The 15,171-nt window shown below is 34.6% G+C and carries 10 protein-coding genes; 1 reads left to right on the top strand and 9 read right to left on the bottom strand.

The window, feature by feature from the left end:
* Positions 1 to 163 precede the first annotated feature (163 nt).
* The 3 genes from ACXR6G_RS17215 to ACXR6G_RS17205 all read right to left on the bottom strand — a co-directional run bounded on the left by ACXR6G_RS17215 (position 164) and on the right by ACXR6G_RS17205 (position 4,696).
* Positions 164 to 1,324 carry a hypothetical protein gene (locus tag ACXR6G_RS17215; protein WP_458362690.1) on the bottom strand — a complete coding sequence of 387 codons (1,161 nt, stop codon included), beginning with the start codon at positions 1,322 to 1,324 and terminating at the stop codon, positions 164 to 166.
* 658 nt (positions 1,325 to 1,982) lie between these two features.
* A complete protein-coding gene (locus tag ACXR6G_RS17210; RefSeq protein ID WP_458362689.1) occupies positions 1,983 to 3,521 on the bottom strand; it encodes a BCCT family transporter in 1,539 nt (512 codons plus the stop codon).
* Positions 3,522 to 3,541: 20 nt separating this feature from the next.
* Positions 3,542 to 4,696 carry a hypothetical protein gene (locus tag ACXR6G_RS17205; RefSeq protein ID WP_458362688.1) on the bottom strand — a complete coding sequence of 385 codons (1,155 nt, stop codon included), beginning with the start codon at positions 4,694 to 4,696 and terminating at the stop codon, positions 3,542 to 3,544.
* Between the two features lie 572 nt (positions 4,697 to 5,268).
* Between ACXR6G_RS17205 and ACXR6G_RS17200 the strand changes: the two genes are divergently transcribed.
* Positions 5,269 to 6,432 carry an ATP-grasp domain-containing protein gene (locus tag ACXR6G_RS17200; protein WP_458362687.1) on the top strand — a complete coding sequence of 388 codons (1,164 nt, stop codon included), beginning with the start codon at positions 5,269 to 5,271 and terminating at the stop codon, positions 6,430 to 6,432.
* A gap of 187 nt (positions 6,433 to 6,619) precedes the next feature.
* Here ACXR6G_RS17200 and ACXR6G_RS17195 read toward each other — a convergent pair whose 3' ends face one another.
* The 6 genes from ACXR6G_RS17195 to ACXR6G_RS17170 all read right to left on the bottom strand — a co-directional run bounded on the left by ACXR6G_RS17195 (position 6,620) and on the right by ACXR6G_RS17170 (position 15,158).
* Complete coding sequence (locus tag ACXR6G_RS17195) at positions 6,620 to 8,149, bottom strand: glycosyltransferase family 39 protein (RefSeq protein ID WP_458362686.1); 1,530 nt, start codon at positions 8,147 to 8,149, stop codon at positions 6,620 to 6,622.
* 69 nt (positions 8,150 to 8,218) lie between these two features.
* Entirely contained in the window at positions 8,219 to 9,751 is a 1,533-nt protein-coding gene (locus tag ACXR6G_RS17190) for an FMN-binding glutamate synthase family protein (RefSeq protein ID WP_458362685.1), read from the bottom strand.
* A 118-nt stretch (positions 9,752 to 9,869) separates the two neighbouring features.
* On the bottom strand, positions 9,870 to 10,631 hold the full coding sequence (locus ACXR6G_RS17185) for an alpha/beta hydrolase family protein (RefSeq protein WP_458362684.1): 762 nt from the start codon (positions 10,629 to 10,631) through the stop codon (positions 9,870 to 9,872).
* Positions 10,632 to 10,867: 236 nt separating this feature from the next.
* Complete coding sequence (locus ACXR6G_RS17180; RefSeq protein WP_458362683.1) at positions 10,868 to 11,713, bottom strand: hypothetical protein; 846 nt, start codon at positions 11,711 to 11,713, stop codon at positions 10,868 to 10,870.
* A gap of 512 nt (positions 11,714 to 12,225) precedes the next feature.
* Positions 12,226 to 13,035, bottom strand: a complete 810-nt coding sequence (locus ACXR6G_RS17175) for a hypothetical protein (protein WP_458362682.1) — start codon at positions 13,033 to 13,035, stop codon at positions 12,226 to 12,228.
* A gap of 2 nt (positions 13,036 to 13,037) precedes the next feature.
* Positions 13,038 to 15,158, bottom strand: a complete 2,121-nt coding sequence (locus tag ACXR6G_RS17170; RefSeq protein ID WP_458362681.1) for an HAD hydrolase-like protein — start codon at positions 15,156 to 15,158, stop codon at positions 13,038 to 13,040.
* Positions 15,159 to 15,171: the final 13 nt, after the last annotated feature.

Raw genomic sequence — 15,171 nt, 5'->3', positions numbered from 1 at the left:
CCCAAGGGGTATTTAATGGCATCTCACTTTCGTGAGACAAGCATTTTAAGAGGAAAGTCTCTCAGTATTAGTAAAAATACACTTTTAAAAAGCCTTATGAAAATCTAAGGTTTTCAAATTTCCCTTTTTTAACCCCGAGGCAAGCCTCGGGGAATTCTATTGATTAAAAGTAATAACCTACATTGATATTGAAACGCATCTCCCAGTCAGCATCAGGAGTACCTTCAGCCAAAGCATTGGTCCATTCAGATCCCAACCAAGGCTGATTTTTTCCTGCGGCCAAATCAAAATAAGTGTAAATGTTACCTGCTGTAAACATGGCACCCGTAACATTCATCATAGAACTTTCGAAATTGCTTTCTGCCTTATCCATATATCCAAAATCATTATAGATAACGACACTAGATACAGGCCCCCATTCTAGAGGAATAGAATAACTTAATCCAAGCGTATAGATGCTAGCTTCGGCAGCAACCAAATAAGGTGCACCATAAGCAGTCATGGCAACAACATCATCTCGTTCGCCAACTGGATTCTCAGGACTGTATTTATAATTTACAAACTGAGCTTTTACTCCAAATTTACCCGCCTTCAATTCGTAGTAGGCAGCAAAGGCATAATGGTTTCCAATATCTTCGGTATCTATATTGTACAAACCTCCGTATTGTGCAGATACACCCAAACGATGCTTGGCATTCGCATTATTAATTTTATAAGATAAATCTCCATTCAGTTGATTCACCTCTTTATTTCTGAGAATAAGATTCCCATCTGCATCAGAAGTTGAACCGACATCGTAAGAGTAACGGCTATTGGATACATCTGAATTGTTCCCAAATTGAAGCTCTTCTGCATTTTTGAAGAAAGCCAGGCTATAATCCCATTTCTCTCCTCGATGCGTATACTTTAGTCCCATGTCGTGATCATCTTCGAGACCAACATAGTAGTTTAAGCTAAAGAACCAAGAATTTGAATTGTATGATGTAATACCAAAAGGCACTTGAGTCAAACCGAATTGTAGTTCATCGGTTTTAGAGAAATCGTAGGCAATCCAACCTTGTTTTAACATGGCACCACCAAAACCTTCTGAATAAAATCTGTATTCAGCATTCAATTTTAAACCTTTGTATTTTGCTTTGGCATTTAATCGGAATACATCGAAACCCAAATCACCACCGCGTTTTTGTTGTGCGTCTTTCCAGCTAGAATAATTGTAATTAAATCGTAATGCTCCTCCAATATCAACAGTAGGTTTCTCTTGAGCATGCACGAAAATAGATGACATAAGGAAACAAATCCCCAGCCACGTTTTTAAATAAAACATAAATGTAAATTAGGTGAATAAGACATGCAAAATAATTATTGCATGCAATTAGGTATTCGTTATTATAACGAATATATAGGTAATCTTAATTTTTGGATGGAGGGAGGAATTTAGCAGACAGAACTCTGAAAATAAGAAAATGAAAGCTATAGATTCTGGTATTCCTTTTGTCGTGAAGTTCACTTGGTTTTAATCCCATAGCGTGTAAAGGTAGTTATTAATTACTCCCTCGCAATATAATTCACTGATTTTCAATAATATTACATTTCAAAACAGTCAAGATCCCAGCTTTTTACTGTTAATTGTATCCATTACTATACTCTGACATAAAGTTGGATGGTGGTTTTTAAGTTAGCTTTTATATTATAAAATAAAAAAGTTTATTTCTGAGTTCAAATTCTATAAATCATCCTCTATATTCCAAAATTCGATCTTCTTTTTTGGGTTGAAGCATTCGTGACATGTAGATAATCCCGGAGAGATCGAACCTAAATATGCGAAGGTGAAACCTACGCTTATGAACGATCGAAAGAAGAAGAAGAAGAAGAAGAAGAAGAACTCCGAAGTGTGTTCAATACCTCAAACAAATTGGCAGAAACTAAAAAGAGATGTAAGCTTCAGCTACATCTCTTTCTTTTTATGATATCGTGTAATTTATTTAATCCTCTTTATATTCCGTTAAGGATTTGTAAAAACTATAACACATGACAATTAAAATCAATGAGAAGGGTATTGCGGTTAAAAGCGATGCCGTTTGTAAGGCTGTCAAACCTCCTCCAATCAATAAAACTGCGGCTAATAAGCCCTCCATGGATGCCCAGAATATTTTCTGACCTTTTGGTGAATCGTGTCGTCCGCCTGATGTAAGGGTGTCGACAACAAATGAACCCGAATCGGAAGAGGTCACAAAAAAGGTAGCCACCAAAATCACCGTTAGTACCGACGAAAATGTTGTAAATGAATACTGTTCGAGAAGGTGATAGATGGCAGTTGCCACATTACCATTTACAGCATCGGTAATGGCGTGGTTTCCGATCAATTCCTGATAGATAGCAGATCCTCCAAACACACTTAACCAAAGCATAGCGAATAGCGATGGTACAAGCATAACACCAAATATAAACTCTCTAATGGTTCTTCCTTTAGAGATTCTGGCAATAAAAATACCGACAAATGGCGACCAGGAAATCCACCATGCCCAGTAGAAAACAGTCCATGAACTTTGCCAACTTTTGGTTTCGCCCACCCCGCCATAAGAATTGGTCCAAGAACTCAATTCAAAGAAATTACCAATATAATATCCAATATTCTGAATAAAAGATTTGAATAAGAACAGAGTTGGACCAGCTAAAAGCATAAATACTAATAAGGAAATTGCCAATCGCATATTCCATTCACTTAACATTCGTATCCCCCTATCCAAACCTAACATTAGAGATAAGGTTGCTAAAATGGTGATTACGACAATGATAATGATCTGAACCGCGTGGCTATTTTCCACCTGGAAAAGATAATCAAGACCGGCATTAATTTGCTGAGCCCCCATGCCTAAAGAAGTCGCCAAGCCAAATATAGTAGCTATAACTGAAATAATATCAATCACATCGCCGATAGGCCCATATATTTTATCCCCTAATAAAGGATGAAAGATAGACCGAATGGTAAGAGGTAATTTTTTGTTAAAGGTGAAAAAAGCCAAGGATACCCCAACAATGGCATACAATGCCCAGCCGTGAAAGCCCCAATGCAGGAAAGAAATCGCCATCGATGTTTTTGCTGCAAGTACACTGTCTGTAGCAGAACCTAAAAATGGATTGCTATTAAAATGAAAGATAGGCTCGGCCACACCCCAAAATAAAAGTCCGATACCTATACCGGCACTAATAAGCATAGAAAACCAACCCATTCGTGAAAACTCAGGTTTGGCATCTTTGCCACCAATTCTGATATTAGCATATCTACCGAAACCAAGATATAAAGCAAATATCAATATGAGATTCAATAGAAGGATGAAGAACCATCCAATTTTATCGGATACATAGTTTTGTGTATTGGCAAACCATTGTTCCATAGGCTTACCAACGATCAAAGTTGTACTTACCAGTGCTATTATTATAAGCAAAGAGGTGATAAAAACCGGTCCGTTGGCTTTTATCCCTAAAAATGTTTTTTTGTCACTCCTGATTATTTCACTCATCCTATATGATTCCTTTTTGATTAAAAGTAATAGCCTACATTAATATTAAAACGCATTTCCCATTCCGCGTCAGGAGTTCCTGAAGCCAAGGCATTGGTCCATTCAGAACCCAGCCAAGGTTGATTTTTCCCTGCAGCCAAATCAAAATAAGTGTAAATGCTACCTGCTGTAAACATGGCACCTGTTACATTCATGATAGAACTTTCGAAACTGCTTTCAGCCTTATCCATATACCCAAAATCGTTATAGATCACCACGCTCGATACAGGCCCCCATTCTAGAGGGATAGAATAACTTAATCCTAGCGTATAGATACTTGCCTCGGCAGCAACCAAATAAGGTGCACCATAAGCCGTCATAGCAATCACATCATCTCGTTCGCCATCTGGATTCTCAGGACTGTATTTATAATTGGCTACTTGAGCTTTTACACCAAATCGACCCGCTTTAAATTCGTAATAGGCAGCAAGGGCATAATGATCTCCCGTTTTTTCAGTATCTAGATTGTACAGGCCTCCGTATTGTGCAGATACACCCAAACGGTGCTTTGCATTTGTAGTATTGATTTTATAAGACAAATCGCCATTCAGTTGATTCACCTCTTTATTTCTGAGAATAAGATTCCCATCTGCATCAGAAGTTGAACCCACATCGTAAGAGTAACGGCTATTGGATACATCGGAATTACCTCCAAAGTCTTCCGCATTTTTAAAGAAGGCTACACTGTAGTCCCATTTCTCACCCAGATGCGTGTACTTAAGTCCCATGTCATGATCATCTTCTAAACCAACATAGTAGTTTAGGCTAAAGAACCAAGAGTTTGAATTGTATTTTGTGATGCCAAAGGGCACTTGAATTAAACCGAATTGCAGTTCGTCATTTTCATTAAAATCGTAAGCAATCCAGCCTTGTTTTAACATAGCTCCTCCAGAACCTTCAGAATAGAATCGGTAGTCAGCATTGAATTTTAAACCCTTGTATTTTGCTTTGGCATTTAATCGGAACACATCGTAGCCCAAATCGCCACCGCGTTTTTTTTGTGCTTCTTTCCAGCTGGAATAATTGTAATTGAATCGTAATGCACCGCCAACTTCAACAACAGGTTTCTCCTGTGCATATACGCAAAAAGTGGACACAAGGAAACAAATCCCCAGCCACGTTTTTAAATAAAACATAAATATTAATTAGATGAATATATACATGCAGTATATTGATTGCATGCAATTGGGTATCCGTTTTGAAACGGATATGTAGGTATGCTTAATTGTTGGATGGAGGTAGGGATTTATCGGACCGTATTCTGAAAATAAGAAACTGAAAGCTATAAAATCTGGTATTTCTTTTATTGTGAAGTTCACTTGGTTTTAATCCCATAGCGCGCAAAAGTAGTTATTAATTATTCGATCGCAACATAATTAACTGATTTATAAACCCATCCCACTCCAAAACAGATCATCCTCAATCTTTTCACTGTTAAACTGTGTCAATACTATACTCTGACATAAAGTTGGATGATGGGTTTTTAACTTAGCTTTTATAATGTAAAATTAAAAACCTTCTCACGGGGTTCAAATTCTATAAATCAACCTCTATATTCTAAGATTAGCCCTTCCAATTGATTTTTTCACATGAATAAATTTATAATGTTTCAGGATAAGACTTCATTTGGAGTTGCAGTATTCATACACAAAATTTGTAGCTTTATCAGAAATACAAATCGACCTTAAAACGCCCTAGCTCCAAACTCATGATACTATTAGATAAGCCCTACGTTTCGCAATTTTTAAAAGATACCATTACAAAATATAATTATCCAGCCATTGATACAGGTGATATTATTAAAGATGGAGAAATCGCTTTGATTGGCTCTAAGGAAATCATCCAGAAATTTAAAAATGAACCTAATTCCCGTCTTTATACCAATTCGGAAAACTCAATAAACTGGGTAAGTACCCATCTTGCTTTTACAAAGCTTCCAGAATATATCAACCTTTTCAAAAACAAAGTTGAATTTCGTAAGTTGATCAAAAGCATCTATCCTGATTTCTTTTTTAAGGAAGTCGCACTTCAGGATATTGAGCAGCTTGACTTAAAAGATCTGCCTATGCCCTTTATTATCAAACCTGCGGTTGGTTTCTTAAGTTTGGGTGTGCATAAGGTCGTTAATAAGGTCGAATGGCTTAAGGTGAAGCAAGACATACATAAGGAGTTTACCAATTCTAAGAGCTTGTTCCCAATCGAAGTAGTCAATGCCTCATCTTTTATCATAGAAGAGGTAATTGCTGGACATGAATTTGCTTTCGATGCCTATTTTGATGAAAATGGTGAAGCTGTCGTTCTTGGTATATCACAACATTTATTTGCATCTGAAAAAGATGTGAGTGATCGTGTTTATTTTACTTCAAAGGAACTAATTCAAACTTACTTACCTCAATTTACTCTATTTGTTGAGTCTCTGGGTAAGCAAGCCGATATTAAAAACTTCCCTGTTCATATTGAGGTCCGTGTAGATAATCAAGGCAAATTAGTTCCAATTGAAGTGAATCCTATGCGATTTGGAGGCTGGTGTACAACAGCTGACATGACTCATTTAGCAACAAATTTAAATCCCTACCATTGCTTTTTAAATAATATCAAACCTGATTGGGACCAGATATTAGGAGAAATGGATGATGAGATTTACAGCTTAATAATACTTGATAACTCAACGGGTATTCCTTCTGATAACATTGCGCAATTTGATTACGAGAAGCTACTTAAACATTTTTCAAACCCACTGGAATTGCGCAAAATCGATTACAAGTCCTATCCTATTTTCGGTATGTTATACACCAAAACTGAAAAGTCTAAATTCGGAGAGATAGAAGAAATCTTAGTTTCAAATCTTAGTGAATTTGTCACAGAAAAGTAGATTGAGTCTAAAACATATGAAGAGACCTGGCTTTTAGCTGGGTCTCTTTCATTTTATTCTATTATGTCAGCCGACTCTTGTCTTTTATCATCCTTATATTCAGTTAAGGATTTTTTTAAAACTATAGTACAGCACAATGAGAATGTAAAGTCGATAAAGTTAAGTCTAATCGATTATCACTTAATTATTAATGCCGATTTTTCCTTTTCAATATTTCTTCCTGCAAAATTTTATTAACGGACTGTTTTGCCCCCTTCAATAAATAGACTCTGGTTCCACGTTCTCTTGCAAATTCATTTTTAATTTCTCCCACCAAAATGATTTTTTCAAATAGATGTATTTCCCTCTCTCTGTTTATATCAGGATCTGAACCTACTTTCACCAGAATCACATTATTAATTACCATTTTATCAAGTGGATACCAGTTGATATAGTCAGCATTCATTGAAACGGCTTGTGTGAATTTTTGATTTGAATAAAAATTGATTGCCCCAGCCTGTCCATAATTGTCGCAATGTATCAGTGTGTGTTCTTTATCTGCAATGCTGTCAAAGGCACCATCAACGATAGCGGCTAATTCACGCCAGCCTAACATATCTGCAAAATCCTGAGGTAAGCTATGGTTAATCCCGTCTTCCCAACGAAGTAAACCTATACGTTCAAACTTCTCTGATTTTTGCACAATCATATCAGGTGATAAAACAGGTAAAACAAACTGTATTATTGGCAAAAACACCAGAATAGGAATTAGAACCGCAATGGGCCTAAGATATCTAAGCCAGCCATTCCTTAGTAGTTTTTCAAGATACACCGAACCAAAAGCGAGTAAAACAGGGTAAAGACCGATTGCATAATAGCCCTTTGCTTTGAGATAAACATAGATAGAAATGATAAAAACATAGGACCAAAAGAAGATGACATATTTCTTAAAGGGTGGATATCTGAAGAATGAAATGAATGCCAAAACAATAACAAAGCCGGAGCCGATGAAGAATAAAAATTGCTCTTTCAAAAAGTCAATACGATCAACATTAACGAGTTGTGTATTGGAGAGCGTTTCCAGATGATGAAGAACAGGAAAATCATTATTATACTGCCAGATCAAGTTTGGAGTAACAAAAACAAGAGCAGCGACTAAGGACAAGTAAAAGTGTTTATTCAGAAATATTTTTCTGTGACTTGTCAGCAAAATAGCTGGCAATAAACCTAGTAATAAGAACGTGATATTATACTTGTTTAAAAATCCAATGGCAAAGCTCAGAGATGCCAGCCATAGCCATTTGTTATTTTCAGAATTTATAAATTTTATAATGGTGAAGAACATGATAGTCCACAGAAGGTATTCCAATGAATTGGGCTGATACAAGGTATTTATTCTCAGTAAAACCGAAAATATGACACCAACCGATCCTAATATCAAGGCAAACAACTCCCCCTTCAGTTCTTCAATTGTTTTCCAAACAACCACTACTGTTAGTGCGCCAAATAATGCCGGAAAGAATTTCACCCAAAACACAGAATTCCCCAAATGAAGGATTAAGTACGAAATCCACGCGGTTACCGGAGGGACAGATGAGTAGCCCCATGCCAGATGTTTTGCCATATCAAGATGCAAATATTCATCACGATGCAGCTCATAACCAGAAGCGATCGCAAAATACTGAAGCACAAATTTCAACAATATAAAGAAGAGAAGTATTACCGTTCTTTTTGACATCTTAATTGCAGTTTCAAATTATCACAAAGGCGTGAATGAAGGTAATTATTACCATCTTTTTTTAATCTGTTATCCCTTTAGGTATATACCTTCCTCTACCTCAGGGAAGATTTCACTATAGTTTAAGACATTATTCATCGATAACCTTCTATTAATGTGTTTTCGACTTAATTCACCCGGACTGGATATCCCGGAAGCTGCTAATAATTCTATAAAACTCTTGATTGTTTCATGATGAAAATTAGCGACTCTTATTGCTTTATCCTCTACCACCAAGCCTTTCATTAAACTTTTATTTTGTGTGGCAACCCCTACCGGACAATTATTCAAATTACATTGTAATGATTGAATGCAACCAATAGCTATCATCATTGCTCTTGCGCAATTTACCATATCAGCACCCAAAGCGATGACCCTTACCATATGAAATCCGGTAAATACTTTTCCGGAAGCAATGACTTTGATGTCTTTCTTCAGATCATATCCTCTCAAAGTATTTATTGCAAATGAAAGCCCGTCTCTTAACGGCATTCCCAATGAGTTAGAAAATTCAATTGGTGCGGCACCCGTTCCTCCTTCTCCTCCATCAACAGTAATAAAATCAGGTTTTATCCCAGTAGATATCATGGCTTCGCACATATGAACAAATTCATCTTTTTTACCCAGACAGAGTTTAAACCCAATGGGTTTGCCACCTGACAAATCTCTTAATTGTTTAATAAAATGCATTAAGCCTTCGGGGCTATTAAAAGTTGAATGGCTTGGAGGTGATTGCACAACAGTGTGAGGCTCTACATGTCGGATTTCTGCTATCTCAGCTGTATTTTTACTTGCCGGTAATATTCCTCCATGTCCGGGTTTTGCTCCCTGTGAAATTTTAATTTCTATCATTTTCACATTATCTTCTGAAGCATTTTTTTGAAAAGTATCAGGGCAAAATCTGCCATTTTTAGTCCTGCATCCAAAATAACCGGTTCCAATTTGCCAAATTAGATCACCACCTGGCTGAATGTGATAAGGGCTTATGCCTCCCTCTCCCGTATTGTGAGCAAAACCACCTCTTTTAGCTCCTTTATTCATGGCAAGAATTGCGTTTTGACTCAGTGAACCAAAACTCATAGCTGAAATATTTAAAATATTTGCCGAATAAGGTTTTTGGCAATCAGGGCCTCCCACATGTACTCTGGGTTTAGTTTCTAAATCGGGGTATGATTTTGCATAAATGGAATGGTCCATCCATTCATATCCATTTCTATAAACATCCACTTGTGTACCAAAAGGTGTGGTATCGATTACTTTTTTTGCTCTTTGATAAATTATATTCCTGAATAATCTATTAATGGGTCTTCCTTCAGTATCAGTCTCAACGAAATATTGCATTATTTCGGGACGGATTTTTTCGAGAATGTAACGGAAATTACCGATCACAGGAAAATTCCTTTTTATTGTATGTTTCGTCTGCAAAATATCCGAATATCCTAAAATGATGACGGGCCCAAATAAGATTAAACTCCATATAATAGGAGTCCAAACACTGTAAATTACAGCTATTGCAATTAATATGACTATCGACAAAAAAATAAAGATTCCTTTTGGTTTCATATGTCTATTATTTCAAATTTATGCCATCTTGAAGTCGCCCAATAATCATACTTCTGTATGTAGAAATCCTAATCCTGGCTCGTTTGACTTCGTCGATTTTCAATTCATCTGTCTGGTACTAAACATTAATATATCGTTCAGCCCAGTTGGCTATCATTTTTCCTGCATAAATAGAATCTTCCTTTTTTGATAATAAATGATCAGCACCATCAAGTGAGATAAAGCTTTTGGGATGCCAGGCAGCCTTATATATTTGAGCCGCATTATCTATCCCAACAGTGGTATCTTGTGGTGAATGCAGAACCAATAAAGCTATCCTCAAATTCTTAAGAGTTTCCTCCATATTTTTCTCATTGATATCATCCAAGAACTGTTTTTGAATTTTAAATTCTCTTCCTCCAATCATTAATACGGCTTCACCTTTCTCTTGTATCTCAGCTAATCCAGATTTAAGTAAATGAGAAACATGCTTGGGATTTGATGGAGCACCTAGAGTTGCAAGAGCTTTCACACTTGGAATTTGAAGTGCAGCAAAAACAACTGCTGCGCCCCCTAATGAATGACCTATTAAAATGCTGGGTGCTGAATAATTTTCGGATAAGAATTGAGCTGCTGAAACCAAATCTGATACATTGGAAGAGAAATTGGTATTCTCAAAATCACCCTCACTTTCTCCAAGTCCTGTAAAATCGAAGCGTAATACAGCAATTCCACATTCATTTAATGAATGGCTGATATTCCTGACTGCTGTTAAATTCTTATTGCAGGTAAAACAATGGGCAAACAGAGCATAAGCTTTAGGTTCTCCATCAGGGAATTCTATTTTAGCAGCTAATTCATGCCCCAGAGAATTCTTAAATTTAATTTTCTCACTTTTCATATGGGTTCTTCATATTAATAAGATGCTATTCTATATAAGCATAGTAATAGCTTTTCACCAATCTGGATTAGATTTATTAAATATAAGGAAGTAAGGGGATTAATAAAAAAACATTTTAAGACAAGTGAGATATGAAGGTATCAATGATAAGCAGTTAAGCCTTCAATTTGAGGTATAATAACTGATTTTTTCAATCCCCCGCTAGCGCGAGCTACAAGTTCGCGCTAGCGGGTTAATTACTTTGATATTTTTTTAAAATCACTCTTTAAAAAACTGTCACTTTGCTTTCCTCGTACCATATGGTAATCGAAATAATAAAACTTTGCATCCCTGGCACCAATTAGTATCTTAAAGCATCTGGCTTTGTTTTTGGTATTACCAGGGCCTACTTTATGCAAAAAAATCACATTATTGTCTTTATTTTTAATGGCGTTCTCTATTTCTACAGCTTCAACCAATTTTACTTTACCAGGATATATTTTTCTTATTTTGGCTAAAGAGTTAATGTCGTATTCCAGCTCATTTTTTAGTACATAAATAGTTTTGTCTTTGGTTCTGGCATTGTTCTTATTGTAATATCTAAGAACATTTTCCGTAATAATCTGCGGTTTTTTAGTCGCCAATGCAATATGGTTTTGAATAAATTGAACCAAAGCTGTGAGTTTATAAATGTAATTTTCTTCGTCAGCCTTAACATACGATAAAGGAATGGAACAAAGATCGGGCATATCTCCAATTTCTTTGGCCTGTCCACCTAAAACCAGACTTAAAAAATTATAACTGGCTTTGGTTTTGTCTTTATTAAAAGTAACAATACTAGTTAGCAAAAATGAATAGCTAGAATTGAATCGTTTCTTTTCGAATTCAGCGTTTGAAATAAATTCATACTCTGTTACAGTCCAGTTTTGTTTAACTGCTTCTTTTATCTTGTCATTAAAATCAGAAAACAGATGATCATCCAATACCACAAGGGTTTTGGTTTTATAGAATTTGGTATAATCAGAGGAAGTTGGCAGATGTTCCTGAGAATGGAGACTTAGGCCTGAAATACATATTAGTATAGTTACAATTATCTTATTCATCGTTTTTATTTTTTCTAACAGTACGATTCGATTTTTGAGTCGATTAAAAATTTATTTAATCAAATAAATTATGTCCATCAATATATAGAATGTTTTGTAGTTTCTAATAGTACTGATCTGTTTTAGGCAATTGATCCCCACATGCCGCAAGTCTGCGACTTGTGGTTTCTATATTAATGAAATAATATAGAAACCGTGTAATAATACAGTTTTAAAATAACAAGAATAAATAGATTAAAAAGCAATCAGAAATTAAAGATTTGAAACAATTACATCCTTCTTTCCACAAGTCACAGACTTGCGGTAGACGGAGTAATGTATCGGAATCAATTAGACCAGTGAGGTTTGACTAACAAGATGCAAATAAACCTGACTGGTCTGGATAGAATATAAGCTTGTGCATATAGGAATATGAACAAAGCCCAGCTACATTTTATTGGAGGTAGGCTTAGGCATTTTAGTTATTAGCACAAGTCACAGACTTGCTGCATATGGGGGGATCATAGTTCTATTTATTGGCTGCTATTGTTTGACAAAATTACTATCAAGTTTTCCAAATAGGCTAAACTTTTTTTATAAAGTTCATCTATGTTGATATCTTCATCGCCAATTAGCTTTCTCGTTTCTTTAATGCAAATAATTTCTCTCAAATATTTAGTATGGACAATATTATGCATATCCCATATTTTCAAATTTTCCATATTTGAATAAAATTCTATGTTGTATCCCATTAGTCGCAAATAATTACGCATTGCTTGCAGGGATATATATATTATTTGGTCAAGTAATGAAGAAAAGACGTTATTTAAAGATTTACACTCGTATTCACCTTTGTTATTACACCATTTCCTCATAACAAAATCTTTGTTTTTCAAGTCTTTATAATGCCTTAAAAGTCCATCACCATCGTGAAGCAAAAGTGTAGGAGTTAATTCTTGATAATCTATATAACTTCTTAATGAAGTACCATATACAGGACTATATTTGCTTACACTATTTAAGAATAGTGTATTTCTCTGTTTTAAGGTGTTTTTCGTATCAGCTAATAGATGAATAACAGGTATTCCAACTTGCTCAAATGTGACAAGACCCCAACCTTGAATTATGCAAACCTTATTAAGAAAAATAGATTTCAAATATTCTTCAATTATTGATACTGACGAAATTACTTTAAGAATAAGCAGTATGTCAAAATCTGATGTTAATGATTTATCATTATTTTTTTCTAATGCACAACTTCCTACATAGCTAATAGATTCACATAAAACAGATAGAAAATCAAGATTTTTTGCAATAGTATTCTTAATAAAATTGGGAGTCATCGTTAATTATTTATACTTGCTAATATTGCTGAAGCAACAGTTAATCTTGCTGCATCAATTGGGTCTTTAATTGATTCCAAACGGTAGAAGACATCTTTAAGTTTGAGATTATTATTGAAACTAATAAAATCAGTTTTTTTATATTCTAAGTATGTTTCTTGGGCAACACCTTTGATAAAGGGAGAAGGCAAATATGTTTTATTATTATTGAAAATGAATCTTTCTTGCATCATCCCTTTAGCAAAATCACTTTGCTTAATATCTGTATCTTTCGAGTTTATATACCCTCCAATAGCCAAACAGATATCTGAATTCAAGAATAAAGCATCCCTCATTGCAGAATATTTATCTGTGCCGTTTGAGTTTGAATCAATAAAAACCGTTGTGCCAACCGGTTGTATTAGTCTGCTTATTCTATCTTTCGCATCTATTTTTAATTTATTTTCCACTATAAAATCATCTTCATTTAAGACACGGTTATACCTTAATATATTTGTTCTATGAAGCTTTGACTGATTAGATTCTCTACAATATTCAAGTGCTCCTTCAAGAATGTGATTAACAACACCAACACCGTTGCCTATCTTAATTATAAATCCTGCCTCTAATAAAAATGCACCTAAATATTTTAAATACTTGATTTCATCATCATCTAATTGTCCGACAAATGCCCCACTAATTACAATTGTCCTTTGCTTTAATTTCCAATTCCATTCTTGAAAAATATCTTCAATTGTTGACCATTCTGGAATAATTATTTGTGAAATATAGTTTTTCGATATTTCAATTTCATTTGTAGTTAAAACATAATGAACTGGCTTATTTCTATTTGAATTATGGAACTCTTCAAGTATCTTTTTGGATATATCATCTGAGAAACTTGTGCCAATAAATAGAAAAGACCTTCGCAATAATTCATTATTTAATTCTTTAAATAATTCCTCTTTCTTTTTGCTTAGCTCATAAAATGACTGTGTTGATAAGACTAAATCAGATGTATTTACGCTATTAATGCTGCCATTTATTTTAACTATTTGAGTTCTTTTTTCAAATGGAGAAAGATCAGAGTCATTTACTATTATTTCAGGAGAATATGCATATGAATCTTCTATAAGGGAATCATAATTTGTTGTCCAAATTCTATTTAAATTTAAACTAGCAAGTAGAATATGCTTTTTGGGAGGAGAATCATATTTTGAAAAGCTTTTCCTGATATAATCAAAAATTCGATTTTTACCCAATTGCGGATTCTTATCAATATATCTTTGTATTAACAAAGGTAAATCTCCATTCGGAATATCATTTTCAGGTGAGAATTTTTGGACTAAAGATGACCAATCATCTAAACCAGCTTCCATAGAAAACCCTGCTCCAATAAAGATTGACAACTTTTTTAGTTGTATTTTTTCAAATAGTTCTTGACTGGAAGGTATGATTTGGTTTATAATTCCAAAAATGAACAAATCCAATAATGTTTTTGCTTGAACTACATTGGATTCAAAAAAACAATTTTCAGCCCATGAACTTGCAATAAAATGAATATTTGCTGCTTTTGCTGCTTGAAAATCATTTTCATGGTCACCAAAAAAATATACACATTCATCATTCTCGATCCTAGCTTCTTTAATAATTACATTCAACCCATCAGGTGAAGGCTTTGGATTGCAACCATCTGGTAGGTTATCCTCTCCGTAAATTAGGTTACAGTCAAAGTACCTTAATAGTTTATAATACTCGAGATTATGGATTATTCTATCTTTATTAGTTCTTGAAAGAACTCCCATTTTAACTCCATCATTAAATAGTAGTTCTAGCAGCATCGGAATTAGAGGAAACAGCCTAGATTCTTTTTTATTCCTAAGTTTTGCTGTATTTGTTAAATGAACAATTTCTCTAATATGTGGATTTAATAATTCTATGGATTCTTTTGGATATTTTTTTAAAACACAATCGATTGTTTCGTCAAACGTACCTTGCAAACAATCAGAAATTATACTTCGATCAATTTTTTTGGTCTTTTCTTCAATAGATTGATAAAGAAAATTAATTGCATCGCTGGTACTATCTACGATACAGCCATCAAAATCAAATATTACTAACTCAGGTTTTCTTGTAATAATCATGATGTTAGGTTTT

The sequence above is a fragment of the Ancylomarina sp. YFZ004 genome (genome assembly GCF_054254355.1).
The sequence above is the reverse complement of the archived record's forward strand: the minus strand, read 5'-3'. Positions and strand labels throughout refer to the sequence as shown.

Bases quoted from the DNA above. Each gene is read 5' to 3' on its own strand.
- ACXR6G_RS17215 (WP_458362690.1), bottom strand. From the start codon at position 1,324: ATGTTTTATTTAAAAACGTGGCTGGGGATTTGTTTCCTTATGTCATCT.
- ACXR6G_RS17210 (WP_458362689.1), bottom strand. From the start codon at position 3,521: ATGAGTGAAATAATCAGGAGTGACAAAAAAACATTTTTAGGGATAAAA.
- ACXR6G_RS17205 (WP_458362688.1), bottom strand. From the start codon at position 4,696: ATGTTTTATTTAAAAACGTGGCTGGGGATTTGTTTCCTTGTGTCCACT.
- ACXR6G_RS17200 (WP_458362687.1), top strand. From the start codon at position 5,269: ATGATACTATTAGATAAGCCCTACGTTTCGCAATTTTTAAAAGATACC.
- ACXR6G_RS17195 (WP_458362686.1), bottom strand. From the start codon at position 8,149: ATGTCAAAAAGAACGGTAATACTTCTCTTCTTTATATTGTTGAAATTT.
- ACXR6G_RS17190 (WP_458362685.1), bottom strand. From the start codon at position 9,751: ATGAAACCAAAAGGAATCTTTATTTTTTTGTCGATAGTCATATTAATT.
- ACXR6G_RS17185 (WP_458362684.1), bottom strand. From the start codon at position 10,631: ATGAAAAGTGAGAAAATTAAATTTAAGAATTCTCTGGGGCATGAATTA.
- ACXR6G_RS17180 (WP_458362683.1), bottom strand. From the start codon at position 11,713: ATGAATAAGATAATTGTAACTATACTAATATGTATTTCAGGCCTAAGT.
- ACXR6G_RS17175 (WP_458362682.1), bottom strand. From the start codon at position 13,035: ATGACTCCCAATTTTATTAAGAATACTATTGCAAAAAATCTTGATTTT.
- ACXR6G_RS17170 (WP_458362681.1), bottom strand. From the start codon at position 15,158: ATGATTATTACAAGAAAACCTGAGTTAGTAATATTTGATTTTGATGGC.